The following is a 19432-nucleotide window of genomic DNA, read 5'->3' on the forward strand; positions in this document are numbered from 1 at the left end:
CAGACATGTGTGATCGGCGACGAGACGCCGGGCAGGCTTTCCCCATCTACATCGTGGTGGTGGCGGGCCTGCTCTTTCTTGCGTTCGCCTTCTTCGCCGTAGGACAAGCGGCGGCCCTGCGCAACGGAACGCAGACGGCCGCCGACTCCGCGGCCCTGGCCGCGGGCACCGCGTACCGCGACCGCCTCGGCGTGGATCTCCTCGACGCGGTCCGGGGCGGGAAGCCACTGGAGGACCTGCTCGAAGGGCTGGGTCCAGATACCGGCGAAGCCTGCGCCAAGGCCCAGACTTTCGCGGAGCACAACGGTGCGGCTCTGGATGGGGGCGGCTGCGTCCCCGACTCCTTCCCCACCTCCTTTTCCGTCACCGTCAAGTCCACCGGATCCGTCGGTAATTCGGTGATTCCGGGAACCGAGGGCACGCACTCCTCGGCCAAGGCCAAGTCGGTCGTCTCGCCACGCTGCGTACTTGGTCCTCCCGATCCGGCGGACGGCAAGGGTGACGACAACAGCGACGAGGACAAGGGCCAGGACGAGAACAAGGGCAAAGAGAAGCCTTCCGTCCATCTGACGTGCGAAGGCGGTACGGACTGGCATCTGGACCCCGACGATCTGCGTGAACTCCCGGAAGCCGCCGACCTGTTCTCCGTACGTCTCGCAGAGTGACCGTCCCACGACCATTCAGAGGAATCGCAACCATGAGCACTCGGCGCACAGCGAAGGCCGCCAGAGCATCGGCGGCCACGGCAATCGTTGCCGGCCTTGCCCTTGTGGTGGCCGGCTGTGGTGGCGAGGGCGACGTTGCGAAGCCGCCGCAGGCCTCGGCCCCGTCCAAGTCCTCGGCGGGGGCCTCGAAGGACGCCGGGAACGGCGCGCCCGCAGCCGATTCCCAGCAGGCCATCGGGGAGATGAAAGGGCCCGACGGCATCACCGTCACGCTCCATTCCGCGGTCCGTGACGACGGCGGGTTCGTCACCGTCAGCGGTACGGTGACCAATCGCGGAAGTCGGGTCTTCAACGGGATCGACTGGCGCTCCACGGAGACGGAGCTCAAGTCACGTACGTCGGTATCCGGCGCGACACTCGTCGACAAGGCGGGCAAGAAGCGGTACTTGGTGCTCCGTGACACCAACGGCGAATGTCTGTGCACCACAGGACTCGGCGGAATGAAGCCCGGCGAGAGCCGGCCCGTATTCGCGCAGTTCCCCGCTCCGCCGGCCAAGGTGACCGAGGTCGACTTCCAGCTGCCCGGTATGCCGCCCGCCACCGTACAGATCACGGAGTGAGCGGGCCGATGACCGCCACCCACGCCGCCCGCGCGGTCGTTGTCACCACGGCCGCGCTGGCCCTGACCGCCGCCGTCACCGTCCCGCTCGCGTACGCCCAGGACCCGCCGGGCATCACCGAGGACACCACGGCGCCGGTCAAGATCGACGCGCACGACCCGGATCTGCGCATGGTCCAGGGCGCGAAACTGGCCCCGGCCAAGGTCTTGAACATCAAGTCGGTCATCGAGACCGACGACGGTTCCGAGCGGCGCCAGGACACCAATTCCAATATCACCTTCGCCCTGCAGGCCGAGGTCCTGTTCAGCAAGGACAGTGCCGAACTCACCGATGACGCGCTGTCCCGTATCGACGCCATCGGCGCCGAAATCAAGAAGCAGAACGCCAAGACCCTGCGCGTCTTCGGCTTCACCGACAATCTCGGCTCCGCCGCCCACGGCATCGTCCTGTCCAAACAGCGCGCCAACGCCGTACAGCGCGAACTCGCCGAAGCCCTCGACTCCTCCGTCACCTTCCAGATCCGTGGTTACGGAGAGGCGTATCCCATCGCCGACAACTCCACCGAGGACGGCCGCAAGAAGAACCGCCGCGTCGAGGTGAGCTTTCCGCGCGACCGGTGAGGTGGGCGGGCGAGGACGAGGGGCGGGCGAGGGCGAGTAAGGAACCGCGTCCCGTTGTTGTTAGGGTTCTTTGATCAAACATTTCGCAGCGCCTCTGCATAAGGGTGCGCCCTACGGACGTCCCTTTCCGAGGTGTTGTTTCTCGGATGTACAGAGGATTGTTCGTCATGGCCACAGCAGCCGTCTCCGGCACGACGCAGATTCAAGAGCCGGAAAAATTGAAGTCGGCCGGGCAGGGCGCCAACGAGATGGCCGGCAGCGTCAAAGCCGCGGGGTCGCTCGCGGAGGAATCCACGCGGGCTGCCGCCGGGTCGCTGAAGGGCGACACCTGGACCGGGGCACTGGGCTCCACGATGGACCGGGCGCTGCAGACCTGGCAGAGCCAGACGACCTCACTGGTGAACAAGTGCCGCTCGCTGCACGACAAATGCACCGCCACCGCGGACAACTACACCCGCACCGAGGCGGCCAACACGCAGGCGATGGCGTCGGTACGGGCCTACGAGCCCACCCCTTTCGGGTAGCCGTCCGCTTTTGAGATCGAGGCGTGGACCCCGGGACCGACCACCCCCGGCGCGCACTTCGCAATGCCCACCGGCACCACCTTCGTACAGGGCACAACGGGGAAGCACAGCCATGCCCACATACGAGCAGCTCTACAACCTCGACCTCGGCAAGCTGAAGACCGCGACCGAGGGGGACCTGCGGAACTCCGCCGCCGACGCGGCCGGGACGGGACACACCGTCGGGGCCACCTGGGAGAGCTCTCGCCATGGCTGAGGCGGTAGGCGCGCGGTCCGACGCGCAGCGCAAGCGGCGCCGCGACGCCCGCTCGGCGGTGACCGCCGCGGTCGCGATCTCGCTCGCCGCGCTGCTTTCGGGCTGCGGGGCGCAGCAGAATTACACCGTGCCGATGGACCTGTGCGGCGTACCGGTGGACCAGGATCTGATCCGCCCGCTGCTTCCGCCCGGCGACAGGATCTCCTTTTCCGGGAGCCTCTTTCTCACCGGCGGGAAGCCCTATGTCTCCTGCGAGTACTACGTCGACGGGAACTCCGCGCTGTCGGTGCGGTCGGAACGGCTCGCGGACAGCCCGACGGCGTTGGAGCTGGCCACGGAATACCTCAGGAACACCAGGACCGAGGCGTGGACCGAGCCCGACAGATCCCTTGCCGGGCACTCCACCAAGGTCTACGGCGTGACCAGTTGTGCTGCTTCCGCCTCCGCCAAGCGCGACAAGAAGGCTCGCAGTTTCTCGGCGGAGATCTCCGCTGGCCGTTCGGGCACACCCGATGCCGCGCGCCCCCACCTCAAGCAGCTCATGCGGGCCTTCCTCCCGAAGGCGGCCAAGGCGAGAGGCTGTTAGCGCCCCCGCGCGAGAAAGGCCCGTACACCGGTCGAGACCCCCGGATCGCCCAGCAGGCCGTTGTGCTTGAGGCAGGCGGTCTCGTGGTTGGTGGCGCCGGTGAGGGGGACGCTGGTGTCCGGGTTGATGACCTCGTCGCAGGCGGACCAGAAAGTGGCGTAGGCGGCGGGGCCCGGGGTCTCGTCGGACTCGGCCAGGCGCCGCTGTACGTAGGAGCCGGGGGTCATGTCGCGGCAGGCCTGGTCCCAGGCGGCGCAGGCCCAGGCCGTGGTGGTGCCGTGGTTGGGCCCGGCCAGCGAGATCCAGCGGGCCACGGCCGCGGTGCCGCCGCCGAAGGCGAGGTACCAGCGGGTGGGCAGGCTGCCGAACGAGTGCGCCACGACGTCGACTTGGGCCGCTCCGGTCTGCCGGCGCACCTGCTCGACGTACGCGTCGAAGCGCCCGGCGAGCGTCTCGTTCACCGAGGCGTGCGTGTCGTAGGACCAGGAGTGCAGATCGGCGTCGGTGTAGCCGTCGGCCTTGAAGTCGTCGATCAGGCCGCCCCAGACGCCGGGGCCGGCGTTGTAGCCGTGGACGAAGATCACCGGGGTGCGGGGCGCCGCGGCGGCCGACGCGGCGGTCGTGGCCAGGGGCGCGGTGACGGCGGCGAGGAGGGTGAGCGCCGCCAGGGCCAGGCGTGCCGTACGGGTCATGGGTGCCCCCTGCAGCGGGTGGGATGGGTGGCGCGACGGTAGCGGCCCGGTGGGGGCGCGGGTAAGGGGCCGGAGGGTATTGGACCGTACGATCCAAATGGTGCTAGCGTCATGGCCATGGCCCGGCCCAGGAAGTTCGACGAGGAGCGGGCGGTCGACGCCGCGATGGACGCGTTCTGGGCCGCCGGCTACGAGAAGACCTCCACCCAGGACCTGTGCGAAGCCACGGGGCTGGGGCGGAGCAGTATCTACAACACCTTCAAGAGCAAGCACGACCTGTACGAACGCGCGCTGGCCCGCTATATGCAGCGCAAGAACGCCCAGTTGATGGAGCTGCTGGAGAGCGATCTGCCCGTGCGGTGCAAGATCCGCACCCACCTCCAGCGGGTGATCGACGAGGAGTTCGCGCGCGACGGCGACGGCCGCGGCTGTCTGGTGGTCAACGCCTCCATCGAGGTGTCCGCCCGCGACAAGGACGTCGCGGCGGAGCTGGCCCGCGACTACGCCCTACGACTGGAGGCGTTCCGCGCCGCGATCGAATCGGGCCGGCGGGACGGCGACATCGCCGCGGACAAGGACGCCCGCGCCCTCGCGCACTTCGTCATCGCCACCATCGGCGGCCTGCGCGTCTCCGCGCGGTCCGGGGCGGGGCGGGCGGCGCTGGAGGGGGTCATGGAAGCCGCGCTCGCCGCGCTCTGAGGCGGCGGCCGTGCCGCACATTCTCCAACCGGCCTGCCAGTAACGGCTATTCGGCGCAAGCCGCCCTCCCCGTCTCATCCCGCCCTGCCCGCTTCGCGCCTTCATTTTGAACTGATCTATACAAAACCAAAGCCTCATCCAGCCACACAGGGAGCACCCCACCCCATGCCGATCGCCGTCTACATCCTCGGCTTGGGCATATTTGCCCAAGGAACGTCCGAATTCATGCTCTCCGGGCTCCTGCCCAACGTCGCCACCGACCTCGGCGTCTCCATCCCGGACGCGGGCCTGTTGGTCTCCGCCTTCGCCATCGGCATGGTCGTCGGCGCCCCCGCGCTGGCCGTGGCCACGCTGCGCTGGCCCCGGCGCACCGCACTGGTCGCCTTCCAGGCCGTCTTCATCGCGGGGCATGTGGTCGGGGCGCTCGCGCCGGGGTACGGAGTGCTGTTCGCGACCCGGGTCGTCAGCGCGCTCGCGTACGCCGGGTTCTGGGCGGTGGCCGCGGCGACGGCGAGCAGCCTGGCGCCCGCGGGGGCCAAGGGCAAGGCGCTGGCCGTCGTCGGCACCGGACTCACCCTCGCCACCATCGTCGGCGTACCGGCCGGAACCGTCCTGAGTCAGCACGCGGGCTGGCGCGCGGCGTTCTGGGGAGTCGCCCTGCTCACGGTGGTCAGCATGGTGGCCCTGCTGGCCGTACTGCCCGGCGGGCGCGACCAGGGCAGTGAAGTCCCCTCGATTCGACGCGAGGTGAAGGGGCTGGTCAACCCCGCCCTCTGGGTCTCCTACCTCGTGACCCTGCTGAGCTTCGGCGGCGGCATCGTCACCTTCACCTACCTCGCGCCGCTGCTGACCGATGTGAGCGGGCTGCCGGACGCGATGGTGCCCGTGGTGCTCTCGCTGTACGGCGTCGGCGGGCTGATCGGCATGACCATCGGCGGGCGCACCGCCGACTCGACCCCGCTGCGTACCCTCTTCCTCGGCATCGCCGGACTCGCGGCGATCTCCGCGCTCCTCGCCCTCACCGCGGCGCACCTGATCCTCGCGATCGTCCTGATCTTCCTCCTCGGGCTCGTCTCCTACGTCACCAACCCGGTGGTACAGGCGCGGGTGTTTGGCATCGCGCCGTCGGCGCCGACCCTCGCACCGGCCCTGAACACCTCGGCCTTCAACGTCGGTATCACCCTCACGCCCATGCTCGGGGGCATGACCATCGACGCCGGGCTCGGTTTCGGCTCGGCGGCGTGGGTGGGGGCCGGGGTGAGCGTGCTCGGCCTCGTGGCGACGGGGTGGGCGGCGGCGCTGCGGCGGGGCCGCCCGGTTTCGTCCCGCATCGCCGCCCGGTCCGCCGGGGCGCCGGTACGGTCGGGCGCCGACGCCTGAGCGCCCTGCTGGGGCGCGGTCATGAATCCGCGGGCCGGTGGGGGCTGGCCGGGCAGCTCCCCGTGCTCCTTGCGGGGCCTACCGGGGCCCGCGGGTGTGGATCAGTGCCCCGCCCGCCAGCGCCAGGGCGGCCACTGCCAGGCCGAAGAGGGTGGTGCCGGTGGACAGGCCTACCGCGTCGGTCAAGTAGCCGTCGGCTACGGGGAGGAGGCCTGCCAGGAGGTAACCGCCCGCGTTGAGGGCGGAGTTGGCCTCGGCGCGGCGGGTGGGCGGGACGCTCCGGCTCAGGAGGGTGAGGCCGCCCAGCTGGCCGAGACCCTGGCCGGCGCCGGCAAGGACGGCGGCCGCGGCGAGGGCGGGGAGGGAGGAGTGGTGGACGGCCACGATCAGGGCGGCCATGCTGCCGATCGTGGCGGCCGTGGAGGTGAGAAGGACGGTACGGACCGAGCGGCGGCCCACCGCGAACTGCACGCCCATCGCGGTGAGGAACATCGTGCAGGCCAGCGCCCCGGAGACGATGCGGTTCGTGGTGCCGAGCAGGCCGGTGAGCAGGGAAGGGCCCAGGGAGAGGACGAAGGAGGTGGCGCTGATGCCGGGGGCGAACGCCGCCAGCCCCAGGGTCAGTTGGCGGCGGTTGGCGCGCGGGACGGACGGGAGGCGCACCCAAGAAGCGGAGCCGGAGCCGGTGCCCGTGGGCGCCGGGCGCGGCGGCAGCGGCATGCGCCATACCACCGCCAACGCCGTTGCGAGCAGGGCGACTTCGAGAAGGAAGACCGTGGCGGTGGGGGCGGGGACCGTCTGCGAGAGCACCCCGGCCAGCAGCGGGCCCAGGCCGGCGCCCAGCACCATCGCCGCCGAGGCCAGCAGTGGCCCGCTGCGCCGCCCCGCCGCCATGTCGGTGACCGCGGCCATCCCCGCCGACACCGCGGCGCCGGTCGCCAGGCCGGTCAGGAAGCGGGCCACGGCCAGTGCGGCGACCGACGAGGCGGTCGCGTACACCAGGCAGGCGACGATGGCCAGCAGCAGCGCCGGGGCCAGGACGGGCTTGCGGCCGATGCGGTCCGACAGGACGCCCGCGACCATCAGCGCGCCGAGCAGCCCGGCCATGTAGGCGGCGTAGATCAGCGTCAAGGTGCCGGCGGAGAAGCCGAGTTGACGCTGCCAGACCGTGTAGAGCGGCATCGCCGCGTTGGACAGGACGAAGACCGCGACCACCGGCCAGGCCGCGAGCCGGACCTCCCGGGCGGGCGGTGGCGAGGGCGGCGCGTCGGCGTCCGTCCTGGGCAGGGCATGGGTCGTGGTCATGGGGTCCCCTCCGAGTTCCGGCCGCACGGGTCGCTCCGCGCGGCCGTCCGTGCGCGTTGCTGCGCACCGTCTGTACGAGTTCCCTCGTACAAGCTGTACGGGGAGATTCGTACAGGCAATCGCAGTACGATGCAAGTCGTACTACTGCCCGTCGGGTGTCCGCCTGCCGCCCGCCGGTCGTCCATCACCCCCGCCCGTCCGGGCCCCGTCCGCCGAAGGGAAAGATCTGTGGCATCCCAACTGGCCAGCCCGGCCTTCGAGATCCGGCCCGTGCCCGAAGGGGCGCCCGAGCCGCTGCCCGAGCCCGCCCGCGCCGACCTGCGCCTGGAGGTGGTGATGGGCGCGCTGAGCGACCCGCTGCGGATGAGCGTGGTGCAGCGCCTGCTGCTGCGGTCCGAGGCGTTCGATCACACCTGCAACTGGTTCGAATTCGACCGCCCCAAGTCCACGCTCACGCACCACTTCCGCACGCTGCGCGAGGCCGGGCTGATCCGGCAGCGCCAGTACGGGCTGGAGCGGCGCAGCCACGTCCGGATCGAGGACCTCCAGGCCCGTTTCCCGGGCCTGCTGGCGCTGGTTGCCGACTGGAAGGGGTAATTGCGCGCCACGGGAAGGGAAGTTGGCCCGGAAGATAGTACATATGGGGGTATGTGCCCTATGGTCGTTTTCGCACTGCTCACACGCGATCAGCTGGAAGCGCATCGCGCGGGCCTGCCTGTCTGCTCCTGCCCTGGGAGAGACGGGTCCGCGGCAGGGAGACGAGCCACCAGCTGACGCCGGGTGCGGCGGTGCGGTGCTTCACACAGCAGGGCTGTACAGCACGGGACCGAGGAGACCGAGGAGAGGGGCCGGGCTCTCTCCGGGAGGGAACGAACCTGCGGTCAATGGGTGTTGACCGCCACGCGGACGCCGGTGCGCAGGCCCCAACGGGCCATCGCGCCGGCCTCCGCCTCCAGTACGTGCCGGGCGCGGAGCCGGGGCAGCCCCAGCCGCCCCGGCTCCATGGTCCGTACGGCCAGCACCGTGAAATCCCGCCGCAGATACGCGACATCGATCGCGAAGCGCATCCGGAAGGTGTGCACCCCGCTCGCGGGGGTCAGCAGCAGCGCGCCCTCGATGCCGTCCCGCCCCAGCAGGCCGCGGGACCGGGCACGGTAGGACGCCGCGATCTCCAGCGGAATCGACCGCCGGCCGGCCCCGGGCAGGACCTCTGCCCCGTCGGCTCCGGGCGGGGCCGCCGTCCCATCAGCACGGGGCGGGGCCGCCGTCCCGTCGCTCCCGGGCGGCACCGCCGCTTCTCCGGCCGCCTCGAAGCGGAGTGTCCCGGTCCCGTTCTGCCAGCGCCCCATGCACAGCGTTGTATCAGCCCGGGTGCGGTCGCCGAACTCCCGCCTGCCCCGCGGGCGGACGACGGGAGTTCGGCGACAGGCCCTAGGGTCGGGCCTGTGCCTGTGATGCCGATGGTTCTTGTGGTTCTGGCCGCCGCGTACGGAGCCGTGGCGGGGCTGTTGTTGCCGCGGCCCGCCCACCGGCTGGGTGTGGAGCCGGGCCAGGAGTGGCGGGCGGTCTGCCCGGGCGGGCATGCGCTCGGCGGGGCGGCGCGCGGCTGGCTGGGTACGGCGCGCTGCGCGGCCTGCGGACCGGACGGCGCGCCGGTGGCGTACGGGCCGGGGGCCGCCCTGATGTGCGCGGCGACCGGTCTGGCGTGCGCGCTGCTCGCCGCGGCCACCGGCGCCCGCCCCGAACTCGCCGTCTGGCTGCTGCTGACACCCGTGGCCGTCCTCCTGATCGCCGTGGACCGCCGGGTGCGCCGGCTGCCCGACGCGCTGACCCTTGCGCTGGCCGGTGCCGCCGCCGCGCTGCTGGGCCTGGCCGCTCTGCTGCCGCGCGCCGCCGGGTCCTTCGGGGGCGCCCTGCTCGGCGGCGCGGCCCTCGGCGGTTTCTATTTCCTGCTCTTCGTGATCCGTCCGGGTGCGATGGGGTTCGGAGACGTCAAGTTGGCGATCGGTCTGGGGGTAGCTCTTGGGTGGTACGGCTGGGCGGTCCTGATCGCCGGGGGAGCGGCGGGCATCGGGCTGGGCGGGCTGTACGGCGCCGCGGTGCTGCTGGCCAGGCCTGACCGGCGCAAAACGCCGGTTCCCTTCGGCCCGTTCATGATCATCGGGGCCTTCGCGGGACTCCTTCTGGGCGCCGCGGCGGCGGCGTGAACACCCGCGCCCCGCGCCCGGCGAACCCTCTTGTGCACGGAGCACCCCTTCAGCGGGGTTATGGTGGAAACCCCCCCTCGGGCCGGTCCGTATCCCCCCCACGGACCGGCCCGCTTTTTATTGGGGATTTTTCCGCTGCGGTACGGGGCGCCACCCGGGCCGGAGGGTTACCGGCGGGAAGTCATGACCTCCTGTGCAGGGCCCGTATGCGTTCCGTATCCGGCCGGTATCCCGTCAGGACCCATTCCCGCGAACTTTTTTCCCGGATTTTTTTCGGCCCGGACTCTGGTTCGGACCAAGGCCCGGGTGATGCCCGGCCTTACACGCCGTACCGGCCCGGTCACACCGAGCCGGTACATGTCCTTGCGCGCTCCCGCGGCCCCCTTCCGCGGCGAACCTCAGCCGCGCCGCGCCCAGATGTTCACGCCGTCCGTCGACTTCGCGAACCGGTCGATCTCCGCCAGCTCCGCGTCCGTGATCTTCGGGCCGTCCAGCGCCGCGACATTCGCCTCCAGCTGCGCCACGCTGCTCGCCCCGATCAGCGCCGAGGTCATTCGCTCGTCCCGCAGCACCCAGCCCAGCGCGAGCTGGGCGAGCGACTGGCCGCGGCGCGCCGCGATCTCGTTGAGGCCGCGCAGCCGCCCGACGACGTCCTGCGAGAGCAGGTCCGGGTCCAGCGATTTGCCCTGCGCGGCCCGCGATCCCGCCGGAATTCCGTCGAGGTATTTGTCGGTCAACATCCCCTGGGCCAGCGGCGCGAAGGAGATGCAGCCCATCTCCTCGGCCTCCAGCGTGTCCAGCAGGCCGTCGTCCTCGGTCCAGCGGTTGATCATGGAGTAGGACGGCTGGTGGATCAGCGGCCGCACCCCCATCTCCCGCAGGATGCGGGCCGCTTCACGGGTCTGCTCGGCGTTGTAGGAGGAGACGCCGACGTACAGCGCCTTGCCCTGCCGGACGGCGGACGCCAGCGCGCCCATCGTCTCCTCCAGCGGCGTGTCCGGGTCGAAGCGGTGCGAGTAGAAGATGTCGACATAATCGACACCCATCCGCCGGAGCGACGCGTCCAGTGACGAGAGCAGATATTTCCGCGAGCCCCATTCGCCGTACGGGCCGGGGTGCATGAGGTATCCGGCCTTGGTGGAAATGATCAATTCGTCGCGGTAGGGACGAAAGTCCTGCGAAAAGATCTTGCCGAAGTTCAGTTCGGCCGAACCGGGCGGCGGACCGTAGTTGTTCGCCAGATCGAAGTGGGTGACGCCCAGATCAAAGGCGCGGCGCAGGATCGCTCGCTGGGAGCCCAGGGTGCGGTCGTCACCGAAGTTGTGCCACAGTCCGAGCGAGATGGCAGGGAGTTTGAGGCCGCTGCGGCCGCTGCGCCGGTACTCCATGGAGTCGTACCGCGAATCCGCCGCCCGGTAGGGAGAAGAACCAGTCATGCTCATCTCCCTATCACGGAGTTGTGACATACCTGATTGGGCCGTCGGGCCGCCGGAGAAGTAAAGTTGCCGACTTGAGGCGACGGGGCGACCGCCATTGGCACGGAGGGGCAGGACCAGACATGCCGCGATCTTCCGGGATTCGCATCCCATATCCCCCTGTGGTGCGCGACCTGGTCTACAGGCTCTACGCGCGCCGGGTGGAGGGCCGCCTCGACCACGACCAAGTCCCCAAGCACATCGGTGTGATCCTCGACGGCAACCGCCGCTGGGCGCGGGCGGACGGCCTGTCCACCGAGCAGGGCCACACGGCCGGCGCGTTCAAGATCGACGAAATGCTGGGCTGGTGCGCGGAGACGGACGTCGAGGTCGTCACGCTCTGGATGCTCTCCACCGACAACCTCGACCGCCCGGAGGAGGAACTCACCCCGCTGCTGGGCATCATCGAGAACACCGTCCGGCGGCTGGCCGCCGACGGCCGCTGGCGGGTGCACCACGCCGGCAACCTCGACCTGCTGCCCGCCCGTACGCAGCAGGTGCTCAAGGAGGCCGAGCAGGCCACCGACGGGATCGGCGGCATCCTGGTCAACGTCGCCGTCGGCTACGGCGGCCGGCAGGAAATCGCCGACGCCGTACGGTCCCTGCTGCTCGACCACGCCGAGCGCGGGACCTCCTTCGAGGAGCTCGCCGAGATCGTGGACGTCGAGCACATCTCCGAGCACCTCTACACCCGCGGCCAGCCCGACCCGGACCTGATCATCCGCACCAGCGGCGAGCAGCGTCTGTCCGGCTTCATGCTCTGGCAGAGCGCCCACTCGGAGTACTACTTCTGCGAGGTCTTCTGGCCGGCCTTCCGCAAGGTCGACTTCCTGCGCGCGCTGCGCGACTACGCCGCCAGGCACCGGCGTTACGGGGGCTGAGCCCCCCTTCGGGGGAGCGCGCGGGCCCACCCCTTCGCGCCCATCGGCCACACGTAACCACCTGTTCACCGGGCGTGCGTCATATGCCATTGCATGGGCGCGCGTGTTCGCGGGAATATCCCTTCCAGGTCGGCGCCCACGCACCTGAACCGACGGGCGTCGCATCTCAGCGGGCGGCATGGGGCCGTCCGCCCGGGAGGCCCTTTGCGCATCACGGACGACTGTGCGTACCGCACGGACGACGCGGAGGGCCGGCGCTCGGCCCGCGCATCGGGACCGCAGCCCGGTCCCGTCCCCCGCCTGTGGGCGGGGGGCTCCCAACCCGGCGACGCCGTCGCACCCCGACCTCATCCGAGGGGGTTCGTCCACCCGTGGTGAACAGCAAGAAGCGCCGTGAGAACGACCGGCGCACTTATGTCCTCGACACCAGCGTCCTGCTGGCGGATCCAGGCGCCATGTCCCGCTTCGACGAGCACGAGGTCGTGCTGCCGGTCGTGGTGGTCACGGAGTTGGAGGCAAAGAGGCACCATCCCGAACTCGGCTATTTCGCCCGTCAGGCGCTGCGCCTGCTGGACGAGTACCGGGTCAGCTACGGACGGCTGGACGCCCCGATCCCGATCGGCGAGCTGGGCGGCACCCTGCGCGTCGAACTGAACCACTCCGACCCGGGGGTGCTGCCCGCCGCGTTCCTCAACGGCCCCAGCAGGTTCGGTGACAACGACTCGCGGATCCTGGCGGTGGCGCGCAACCTCCAGGCCGAGGGGTACGACGTCACGGTCGTCTCCAAGGACCTGCCGATGCGCATCAAGGCCTCCTCGATCGGCCTGCTGGCCGAGGAGTACCGCGCCGAGCTGGCCATCACCGACTCCGGCTGGACGGGAATGGCGGAGCTGACGATCACCGCCGAGCAGGTGGACGACCTCTTCTCCGCGGAGAGCGCCTACGTACCCGAGGCCGCCGAACTCCCCGTGCACACCGGCCTCGTGCTCCAGTCCGAGCGCGGCAAGGCGCTCGGGCGGGTCACGGCCGACGGGAGCGTACGCCTGGTGCGCGGCGACCGGGAGGCGTTCGGCATCCACGGCCGCAGCGCCGAGCAGCGCATCGCGCTGGACCTGCTGCTGGACCCGGAGGTCGGCATCGTCTCCATGGGCGGGCGGGCCGGCACGGGCAAGTCGGCGCTGGCGCTGTGCGCGGGTCTGGAGGCCGTCCTGGAGCGGCGCCAGCACCGCAAGGTGATGGTCTTCCGGCCGCTGTACGCCGTCGGCGGGCAGGAGTTGGGCTATCTGCCGGGCACCGAGGCGGAGAAGATGAGCCCCTGGGCCCAGGCCGTCTTCGACACGCTCTCGGCGGTGACCACCGCCGATGTGATCGAGGAGGTGGTGGGGCGCGGGATGCTGGAGGTGCTGCCGCTCACCCACATCCGGGGCCGATCGCTGCACGACGCGTTCGTGATCGTGGACGAGGCGCAGTCGCTGGAACGGAATGTCCTGCTGACCGTTCTGTCCCGGATCGGCGCCAACTCGCGCGTCGTCCTCACCCATGACGTCGCCCAGCGCGACAACCTCAGGGTCGGCCGGTACGACGGCGTGGTCGCGGTCGTGGAGAAGCTCAAGGGCCACCCGCTGTTCGCGCATGTCACCCTCAACCGCTCGGAGCGCTCTCCGATTGCTGCCCTGGTGACCGAAATGCTGGAGGAGGGGCGGATCTGACCCGGTAGGCGGCCGACTGCCGCGTACGTACCGACTGCCGCCCGGCAAAGGCGAAGAGCCTAGCCGGGCGGCAGTGTGCCGCGCGGGCCTTTCCGGCAATCCCCAGGCGCAAACGAGGTGTGACCTTTCACACGCAACGACGAATTGATTCCACGCGTCCCCGTCGGGCAGAGTCTGGGTCCTGTCAGGCCCCGCATACGACACACCAGCACCCCCAGCGGTGCTGAACAACAGAACTAAACAGAGCTTTCGTCGTATGCCGCCCGAGCACCACGCGACCCCTCGGGGGGACGTACCGGGTCAGTGCCTCCCGTGACCAGCCGGCCCCGCCGCTCAACTGGGGCTCGGAACAAGGGGAGACCAGTGCCAGGGGCACGATTGCGTCCGCGAGGTCACCTAAGCGGGCGATGCTGGAAGGAAAACGTGTGAGCCGGATCTCGGTCCGGGGATTCGCCGTGGCCTCCGCCACCGCGGTCACCACCGTCGGCGCCGTCGTCGGCGTCGCATCGGGCAACGAGCAGGGAACGGTCGCCAACACCGAGGCCGCCGGCTCCGCCGCCGATGTGACGATCGCCGACATACCTTTGGGCCAGCAGGCCCAGGTCCAGGCCGCGTCCCTGACGCAGCAGGCGGACGAGCAGTCCGCAGCGGCACAGAACGCCGCCCTGAAGTCCGCGCAGGAGCAGGCCCGTAAGGACGCCGCTCAGACCGCGCAGGACAAGAAGGACGCCGCAGACAAGAAGGTTGCCGACGAAAAGGCGGCCAAGGAGAAGAAGGAACGCGAGAAGGAGCTGGCCGCGTCCCGCTCCGCCAGCCGCGACGCCTCCTCCTTCGCCCCCAAGGCCTCCTACTCGATAGCCGAGACCCAGGCCATCGCCCGGCAGATGATGCCGGCCGACCAGTTCCAGTGCTTCAGCAACATCGTGGAGCGCGAGTCCGGCTGGAACTACCGCGCCACCAACGCCTCTTCGGGCGCCTACGGCCTCGTACAGGCGCTGCCCGCCTCCAAGATGTCCACCGCGGGCTCGGACTGGCAGACCAACCCGGCCACCCAGATCAAGTGGGGCCTGAGCTACATGAACAGCGACCGCTACGGCAGCCCCTGCGCCGCCTGGTCGTTCTGGCAGGCCAACCACTGGTACTAGCGGCCACCGGCGGTCCGTCCCGGTGATGGGACGATCACGGTCCGTCGGCGAACCTGACGCGAAACCCCCGACCAGCACACGGTCGGGGGTTTCGCGTGTCGGGCACGGGTAACGTCGACCCTCCACAGACGGGGAGCGGGGGAGAAGGAAGCCACATGTCCAAGTTGCCGCAGTGGGTCGGCGGCCTCGGCGCGGGTCTGACCCGGTTCGCGCAGCGGCTCGAAGACCGGCGCCGCCGGGCGGAGGCCGCCGACGACCCGGAAGACCTCAGAGACGACGGGCGCCGCACGCCGCCGTACTTCCCTCCGCCGGGCCCCATCGAGCGCCCGGCGGACGCCCGGCGCGCGCCGTCCGGGTGGGAGCCCGGCGCCACCGCCACCGCGGTACGGGAAGTCGCCGGGCAGGAGACGGCGGAGGCAGCGGCCCGCCGCGACCCCGAGTCCGTCCCCGCGCCGCCCGACTACGCCCCCGCCGTCGCGCCCCCGCCCGACCCGGTCGCCGCCGTGCCCTGGGGCGTACGGGTGGCCGCCGAGGTCGGCTGGCGGCTGCTGGTCCTGGGCGGCACGGTCTGGGTGCTGGCGAAGGTCATCTCCTCGGTCCAGCTGGTCGTCCTCGCCTTCATCGCGGCCCTGCTGATCACCGCGATGCTCCAGCCCAGCGTCGCCTGGCTCAAGCGGCGCGGCGTGCCCCGGGGGCTGGCCACCGCCATCGCCTTCATCAGCGGCTTCGTGATCATGGGGCTGGTCGGCTGGTTCGTGGTCTGGCAGATCCAGGACAACATCGACTCGGTCTCCACCAAGGTCCAGGACGGCATCACCGAGCTCAAGGGCTGGCTGCTCAAGAGCCCGTTCCATGTCACCGAGGAGCAGATCAACAACATCGCCAAGAACCTCCAGGAGGCGATCGGCGCCAACACCCAGGCGATCACCTCGGTCGGCCTGGAGGGCGTCACCGTCGTCATCGAGGTGCTCACCGGCATCCTGCTGGCGATGTTCACCACGCTCTTCCTGCTCTACGACGGCAGGCGGATCTGGAACTGGGTGCTCAAGCTCGTCCCCAGCGCGGCCCGCGAGGGCGTGGCGGGCGCGGGGCCGCGGGCCTGGCGCACGCTGACCGCCTATGTGCGCGGCACGGTGATAGTGGCTCTGATCGACGCCATCTTCATCGGTATCGGCATCTACTTCCTGGATGTGCCGCTCGCCGTGCCGCTGGCCGTCTTCATCTTCCTGTTCGCCTTCATCCCGCTGGTGGGAGCGGTCGTCTCGGGGGCGCTGGCCATCGTGGTGGCGCTGGTGACCCAGGGCGTGTTCGCGGCGCTGATGGTGCTGATCGTGGTCCTGGCGGTGCAGCAGATCGAGGGGCACATCCTGCAGCCCTTCATCCTGGGCCGCGCCGTGCGCGTCCACCCGCTCGCCGTCATCCTCTCGGTCGCCGCGGGCGGCCTGGTCGGCGGCATCGGCGGCGCCGTGGTGGCCGTACCGCTGGTGGCCGTCGCCAACACCGTCGTCGGCTATCTGCGCTCCTACTCCCAGGAACGCGCGCTGCGCATGGCACCGCCGCCGCACGGCGCCACGGCCCTGGACGTGGCCCCGACGCCGGCGCCGGGCAGCCGGGCGGCGGACGACGCGCGGGAGGACCCGCCCCGGTAGCCGTACAGCCCCTAGGCCTGCCGCGCCCGCGCGAGAAGGCGCCCCCGAGCCGCCGGCAGGCTCAGTAGGGCGCCTTCTTCGCGTCCTGGTACGCGGTCAGGCGGGCGGTGTCCGCGGCGGTCCAGCCGGGCGGGGGCACGATCGCGGCCCAGGCCGCCACCGGGCCCGTGCCGTAGCGGTGGCCGTGCGGGGCCGGGGCGTCGGAGGCGACCGCCATGTCCACGGTGGTCTGCCAGAAGGTGACGAAGGGGAACCAGTTCATCTCGTCGGTGACGTCCGGGCCCGGCGGCGGCCTGAGCCAGGCGGGCCGGCTGAACAGCAGGTCGGGCGACCACCACACCACCGGGTCCGAGGCGTTGAGGAGATAGACGACCCTGGGGTGCTGCCAGGGGCCGCCGGGGCGGCGCAGGTCGCGCTCGGGGTACTGGGCGAAGCGGATATGGCGCCCGCGGTCGTAGACGGGGCGCCACACGGGGCTGTCCGGCTCGCGCCCGCGGGTGGCCTCGTTCCACAGCGGGCTGAAGTTCGGGGGACCCGCGAACAGGGCGCCGTCCACCTTGGCCAGGAGGTCCTTCAGGTCCGCGAAGGACGCCTCGGTGGCGTAGCTGCCCAGGCTCTCCCCGCCGACGACCAGCTTGGGGCGGCGCTCGGCGGGCAGCGTGGCCCACTTGGCGCGCACCGCCTCGATCAGGGCGCGCGCGGCCCGCTGGGCCTTCTCCTTGTCGACGAGGAAGGAGATCCAGCTGGGCAGGTAGGAGTACTGCAGCGCGACCACGGCCGTGTCGCCGCCGTGCAGATACTCCAGCGCCTCGGGGATGCGCGGGTCCACCCAGCCGCTGCCGGTGGTGCCCATGACGGCCAGGACGGAGCGGTCGAAGCCGCCGGTGCGCTCCAGTTCGCGCACCGCCAGCGCGGCGGCGCCCGCGAAGTCCTCGGGGCCCGGCCGCTCCCCGACGTACACCCGCACCGGGTCCCGGGCCGTCCTGCCGCTGAAGGCCTCGATGTCCTGCCGCTCGGGCGTGGCCCCGGTGAAGTTACGGCCCTGGGCGCCCAGTTCCTCCCATGCGACCAGGGACTGCGGGCTGCCGGAGACCAGGGGCGAGGAGGGGCGGGTGATGCCGTCGGCGGTGCCGAGGTTGGCCGCGGCCGCCAGGTCGTCGGCGACGTCGATGAAGCCGCGGTCCCACAGGACGTCCTTGGAGCCGATGACGACCAGCGTGGCGGTCACGAACAGCCCGATGACGTACGCGACGGGCCGGGGCACGAAGCGGGCCGCCCAGCGGATGACGGTACGGGCCAGCAGGCGCACCGAGCGGGCCAGCAGCACCAGCAGCAGGCACACCAGCCCCGCGATCAGGATGATCATGGGGGTGTGCCAGACCAGGGACGGCTCCAGCTCCTGCAGGCGGCGCAGCCTGCGCTGGGCGTGCGCGCTCCAGGAGACCGCCGCCGTGCTGAGCACCAGCGCCAGGACGTAGTACGCCTGCCAGCAGCGGGCGCGGGCCTTCTCGCCGGGCCGGCGCTGCGACAGCAGGCGGACCAGGCCGCTCGCGCTCGCGCCCAGCGCATAGCCGATGGCGGCGGTGATGCCGCCGATCAGGCCCTGGAGATACCAGGGGCGGGGCAGCAGGGACGGCGTGAGGGAGAGCCAGAAGAAGAGGGTGCCCCCGCAGGCGGCGGTGAGGTCGGGCCAGCGGCGCACCACCCGGGAGGGGTCACGGGCATCGAGGTAGGGGCGCTGAAGGAAGGCGACGAGCCGGTGCAGTAGCGACATTTCCCCCATCATGCGCAGAGCCCCACAGGCGGGCAGCCTGTGGGGCTCTGTACGGGTACGGGACCCGGTGGCGCGAGATTACTCGGCCAGCACGGCCTCGGCGTCCAGGGTGGCGCCGACGGCCTGCAGAACCGAAGCGATCTTGACGGCCTCGAGGATCGTCTCGCGGTCCACGCCCGCCTTGCGCAGCACCTGCTCGTGCGAGTCCAGGCACCGGCCGCAGCCGTTGATGGCCGAGACGGCCATCGACCACAGCTCGAAGTCGACCTTCTCCACGCCCGGGTTGCCGATGACGTTCATCCGCAGACCGGCGCGCATCGTGTCGTACTCCGGGTCGGAGAGCAGATGACGCGTGCGGTAGAAGACGTTGTTCATCGCCATGATGGCGGCGGCCGACTTGGCGGCGGCGTAGGCCTCGGGGCTCAGGTTGGCCTTGGCCTGCGGCTCCAGCTCGCGCAGCACCTTGGCCGAGCGCGAGGCGATCGCGCAGGACAGGACGGTGCCCCACAGCTGCTGCTGGGAGAGCTTGTCCTGATTGCCGATCACCGAACCGAGGTTCAGCTTCAGGTCCTTGGCGAAGTCCGGTACGGCGGCCTTCAGCTCATCGAGCGCCATGCTCACTCACCGGCCAGGAGCGCGACCGGGTCGAGGGTGTCCTCGCCCTTGCTCCAGTTGCAGGGGCACAGCTCGTCGGTCTGCAGGGCGTCCAGGACCCGCAGGACCTCCTTGGGGTTACGGCCGACGGAGCCGGCGGTCACCATGGTGAACTGGATCTCGTTGTTCTGGTCGACGATGAAGACGGCGCGCTGCGCGAAGCCGTCCTCGCCCTCGATGCCCAGGGCGCGCATCAGCTCGTGCTTGGAGTCGGCCAGCATCGGGAAGGGCAGGTCGGTCAGGTCCGGGTGGTCCTTGCGCCAGGCGTGGTGCACGAACTCGCTGTCGCCGGAGAAGCCGAGGATCTGGGCGTCACGGTCGGCGAACTCGTCGTTCAGCTTGCCGAAGGCGGCGATCTCGGTCGGGCACACGAAGGTGAAGTCCTTGGGCCACGCGAACACGATCTTCCACTTGCCCTCGTAGGTCTTGTGGTTGATCTGCTCGAACTCCGCGCCCTTCTCGAGCGAGACGCAGGCGGTCAGGTCGAACTCGGGGAACTTGTCACCGACAGTGAGCACGTGCACTCCTTGCAGCGTCGGAAGGCCCTGGTTTTGTCGCACTTGTGTCGTACGAGGGCTTTCCTGGGGGTTG

Annotated in this window: 21 protein-coding genes; 14 read left to right on the forward strand and 7 right to left on the reverse strand. The window is 70.7% G+C overall.

Features of this window, described 5'->3' with window-relative positions; translation table 11 throughout:
• Positions 1-5 precede the first annotated feature (5 nt).
• The 6 genes from AC4IJH_RS27650 to AC4IJH_RS27675 all read left to right on the forward strand — a co-directional run bounded on the left by AC4IJH_RS27650 (position 6) and on the right by AC4IJH_RS27675 (position 3271).
• Entirely contained in the window at positions 6-665 is a 660-nt protein-coding gene (locus AC4IJH_RS27650) for a pilus assembly protein TadG-related protein (RefSeq protein WP_490854593.1), read from the forward strand.
• A 32-nt stretch (positions 666-697) separates the two neighbouring features.
• A complete protein-coding gene (locus AC4IJH_RS27655) occupies positions 698-1285 on the forward strand; it encodes a hypothetical protein (protein ID WP_490854594.1) in 588 nt (195 codons plus the stop codon).
• 8 nt (positions 1286-1293) lie between these two features.
• Positions 1294-1905, forward strand: a complete 612-nt coding sequence (locus tag AC4IJH_RS27660; RefSeq protein ID WP_490854595.1) for an OmpA family protein — start codon at positions 1294-1296, stop codon at positions 1903-1905.
• Between the two features lie 167 nt (positions 1906-2072).
• Positions 2073-2429, forward strand: coding sequence for a type VII secretion target (locus tag AC4IJH_RS27665; RefSeq protein WP_490854596.1), 357 nt, complete (start codon positions 2073-2075; stop codon positions 2427-2429).
• Between the two features lie 112 nt (positions 2430-2541).
• Complete coding sequence (locus tag AC4IJH_RS27670) at positions 2542-2685, forward strand: hypothetical protein (RefSeq protein WP_490854597.1); 144 nt, start codon at positions 2542-2544, stop codon at positions 2683-2685.
• On the forward strand, positions 2678-3271 hold the full coding sequence (locus AC4IJH_RS27675) for a hypothetical protein (protein ID WP_490854598.1): 594 nt from the start codon (positions 2678-2680) through the stop codon (positions 3269-3271). Before AC4IJH_RS27670 ends, AC4IJH_RS27675 begins: the two co-directional genes overlap by 8 nt.
• Here AC4IJH_RS27675 and AC4IJH_RS27680 read toward each other — a convergent pair.
• On the reverse strand, positions 3268-3963 hold the full coding sequence (locus AC4IJH_RS27680) for an esterase/lipase family protein (RefSeq protein ID WP_490854599.1): 696 nt from the start codon (positions 3961-3963) through the stop codon (positions 3268-3270). The genes AC4IJH_RS27675 and AC4IJH_RS27680 overlap by 4 nt on opposite strands.
• Positions 3964-4080: 117 nt before the next feature.
• On the opposite strand from AC4IJH_RS27680, the gene AC4IJH_RS27685 reads away from it, so the two are divergent.
• The gene (locus tag AC4IJH_RS27685; RefSeq protein ID WP_490854600.1) at positions 4081-4662 is read left to right on the forward strand and encodes a TetR/AcrR family transcriptional regulator; all 582 of its coding nucleotides are present in this window, start codon (positions 4081-4083) and stop codon (positions 4660-4662) included.
• Between the two features lie 165 nt (positions 4663-4827).
• Complete coding sequence (locus AC4IJH_RS27690; RefSeq protein ID WP_490854601.1) at positions 4828-6042, forward strand: Cmx/CmrA family chloramphenicol efflux MFS transporter; 1215 nt, start codon at positions 4828-4830, stop codon at positions 6040-6042.
• Between the two features lie 78 nt (positions 6043-6120).
• Here AC4IJH_RS27690 and AC4IJH_RS27695 read toward each other — a convergent pair whose 3' ends face one another.
• Entirely contained in the window at positions 6121-7347 is a 1227-nt protein-coding gene (locus AC4IJH_RS27695) for an MFS transporter (RefSeq protein WP_490854602.1), read from the reverse strand.
• Between the two features lie 228 nt (positions 7348-7575).
• Here AC4IJH_RS27695 and AC4IJH_RS27700 point away from each other — a divergent pair, with 228 nt between their 5' ends.
• Positions 7576-7944: an ArsR/SmtB family transcription factor gene (locus tag AC4IJH_RS27700; protein WP_490854603.1), complete on the forward strand. Its 369-nt coding sequence runs from the start codon at positions 7576-7578 to the stop codon at positions 7942-7944.
• 284 nt (positions 7945-8228) lie between these two features.
• Here the strand turns inward: AC4IJH_RS27700 and AC4IJH_RS27705 are convergent, their stop codons facing one another.
• A complete protein-coding gene (locus AC4IJH_RS27705; protein ID WP_490854604.1) occupies positions 8229-8696 on the reverse strand; it encodes a DUF192 domain-containing protein in 468 nt (155 codons plus the stop codon).
• 105 nt (positions 8697-8801) lie between these two features.
• Here AC4IJH_RS27705 and AC4IJH_RS27710 point away from each other — a divergent pair, with 105 nt between their 5' ends.
• The gene (locus AC4IJH_RS27710; RefSeq protein WP_490854625.1) at positions 8802-9554 is read left to right on the forward strand and encodes a prepilin peptidase; all 753 of its coding nucleotides are present in this window, start codon (positions 8802-8804) and stop codon (positions 9552-9554) included.
• A gap of 398 nt (positions 9555-9952) precedes the next feature.
• On the opposite strand, the gene mgrA is transcribed toward AC4IJH_RS27710, so the two are convergent.
• On the reverse strand, positions 9953-10990 hold the full coding sequence (gene mgrA, locus AC4IJH_RS27715; RefSeq protein WP_490854605.1) for an L-glyceraldehyde 3-phosphate reductase: 1038 nt from the start codon (positions 10988-10990) through the stop codon (positions 9953-9955).
• A gap of 122 nt (positions 10991-11112) precedes the next feature.
• On the opposite strand from mgrA, the gene AC4IJH_RS27720 reads away from it, so the two are divergent.
• The 4 genes from AC4IJH_RS27720 to AC4IJH_RS27735 all read left to right on the forward strand — a co-directional run bounded on the left by AC4IJH_RS27720 (position 11113) and on the right by AC4IJH_RS27735 (position 16413).
• Positions 11113-11910 carry an isoprenyl transferase gene (locus tag AC4IJH_RS27720; protein ID WP_490854606.1) on the forward strand — a complete coding sequence of 266 codons (798 nt, stop codon included), beginning with the start codon at positions 11113-11115 and terminating at the stop codon, positions 11908-11910.
• A 371-nt stretch (positions 11911-12281) separates the two neighbouring features.
• Positions 12282-13619: an RNA 5'-3' helicase PhoH2 gene (gene phoH2 / locus AC4IJH_RS27725; protein ID WP_490854607.1), complete on the forward strand. Its 1338-nt coding sequence runs from the start codon at positions 12282-12284 to the stop codon at positions 13617-13619.
• A gap of 425 nt (positions 13620-14044) precedes the next feature.
• Complete coding sequence (locus tag AC4IJH_RS27730; protein WP_490854608.1) at positions 14045-14764, forward strand: aggregation-promoting factor C-terminal-like domain-containing protein; 720 nt, start codon at positions 14045-14047, stop codon at positions 14762-14764.
• 155 nt (positions 14765-14919) lie between these two features.
• Complete coding sequence (locus tag AC4IJH_RS27735; RefSeq protein WP_490854609.1) at positions 14920-16413, forward strand: AI-2E family transporter; 1494 nt, start codon at positions 14920-14922, stop codon at positions 16411-16413.
• 61 nt (positions 16414-16474) lie between these two features.
• Here AC4IJH_RS27735 and AC4IJH_RS27740 read toward each other — a convergent pair whose 3' ends face one another.
• The 3 genes from AC4IJH_RS27740 to AC4IJH_RS27750 form a co-directional block, all read right to left on the reverse strand.
• Positions 16475-18187, reverse strand: a complete 1713-nt coding sequence (locus AC4IJH_RS27740; RefSeq protein ID WP_490854610.1) for an alpha/beta hydrolase — start codon at positions 18185-18187, stop codon at positions 16475-16477.
• Between the two features lie 78 nt (positions 18188-18265).
• The gene (locus tag AC4IJH_RS27745) at positions 18266-18802 is read right to left on the reverse strand and encodes an alkyl hydroperoxide reductase (RefSeq protein WP_490854611.1); all 537 of its coding nucleotides are present in this window, start codon (positions 18800-18802) and stop codon (positions 18266-18268) included.
• A 2-nt stretch (positions 18803-18804) separates the two neighbouring features.
• Positions 18805-19359: a peroxiredoxin gene (locus tag AC4IJH_RS27750; protein WP_490854612.1), complete on the reverse strand. Its 555-nt coding sequence runs from the start codon at positions 19357-19359 to the stop codon at positions 18805-18807.
• Positions 19360-19432: the final 73 nt, after the last annotated feature.

Source organism: Streptomyces sp. UF-297, assembly GCF_058245575.1.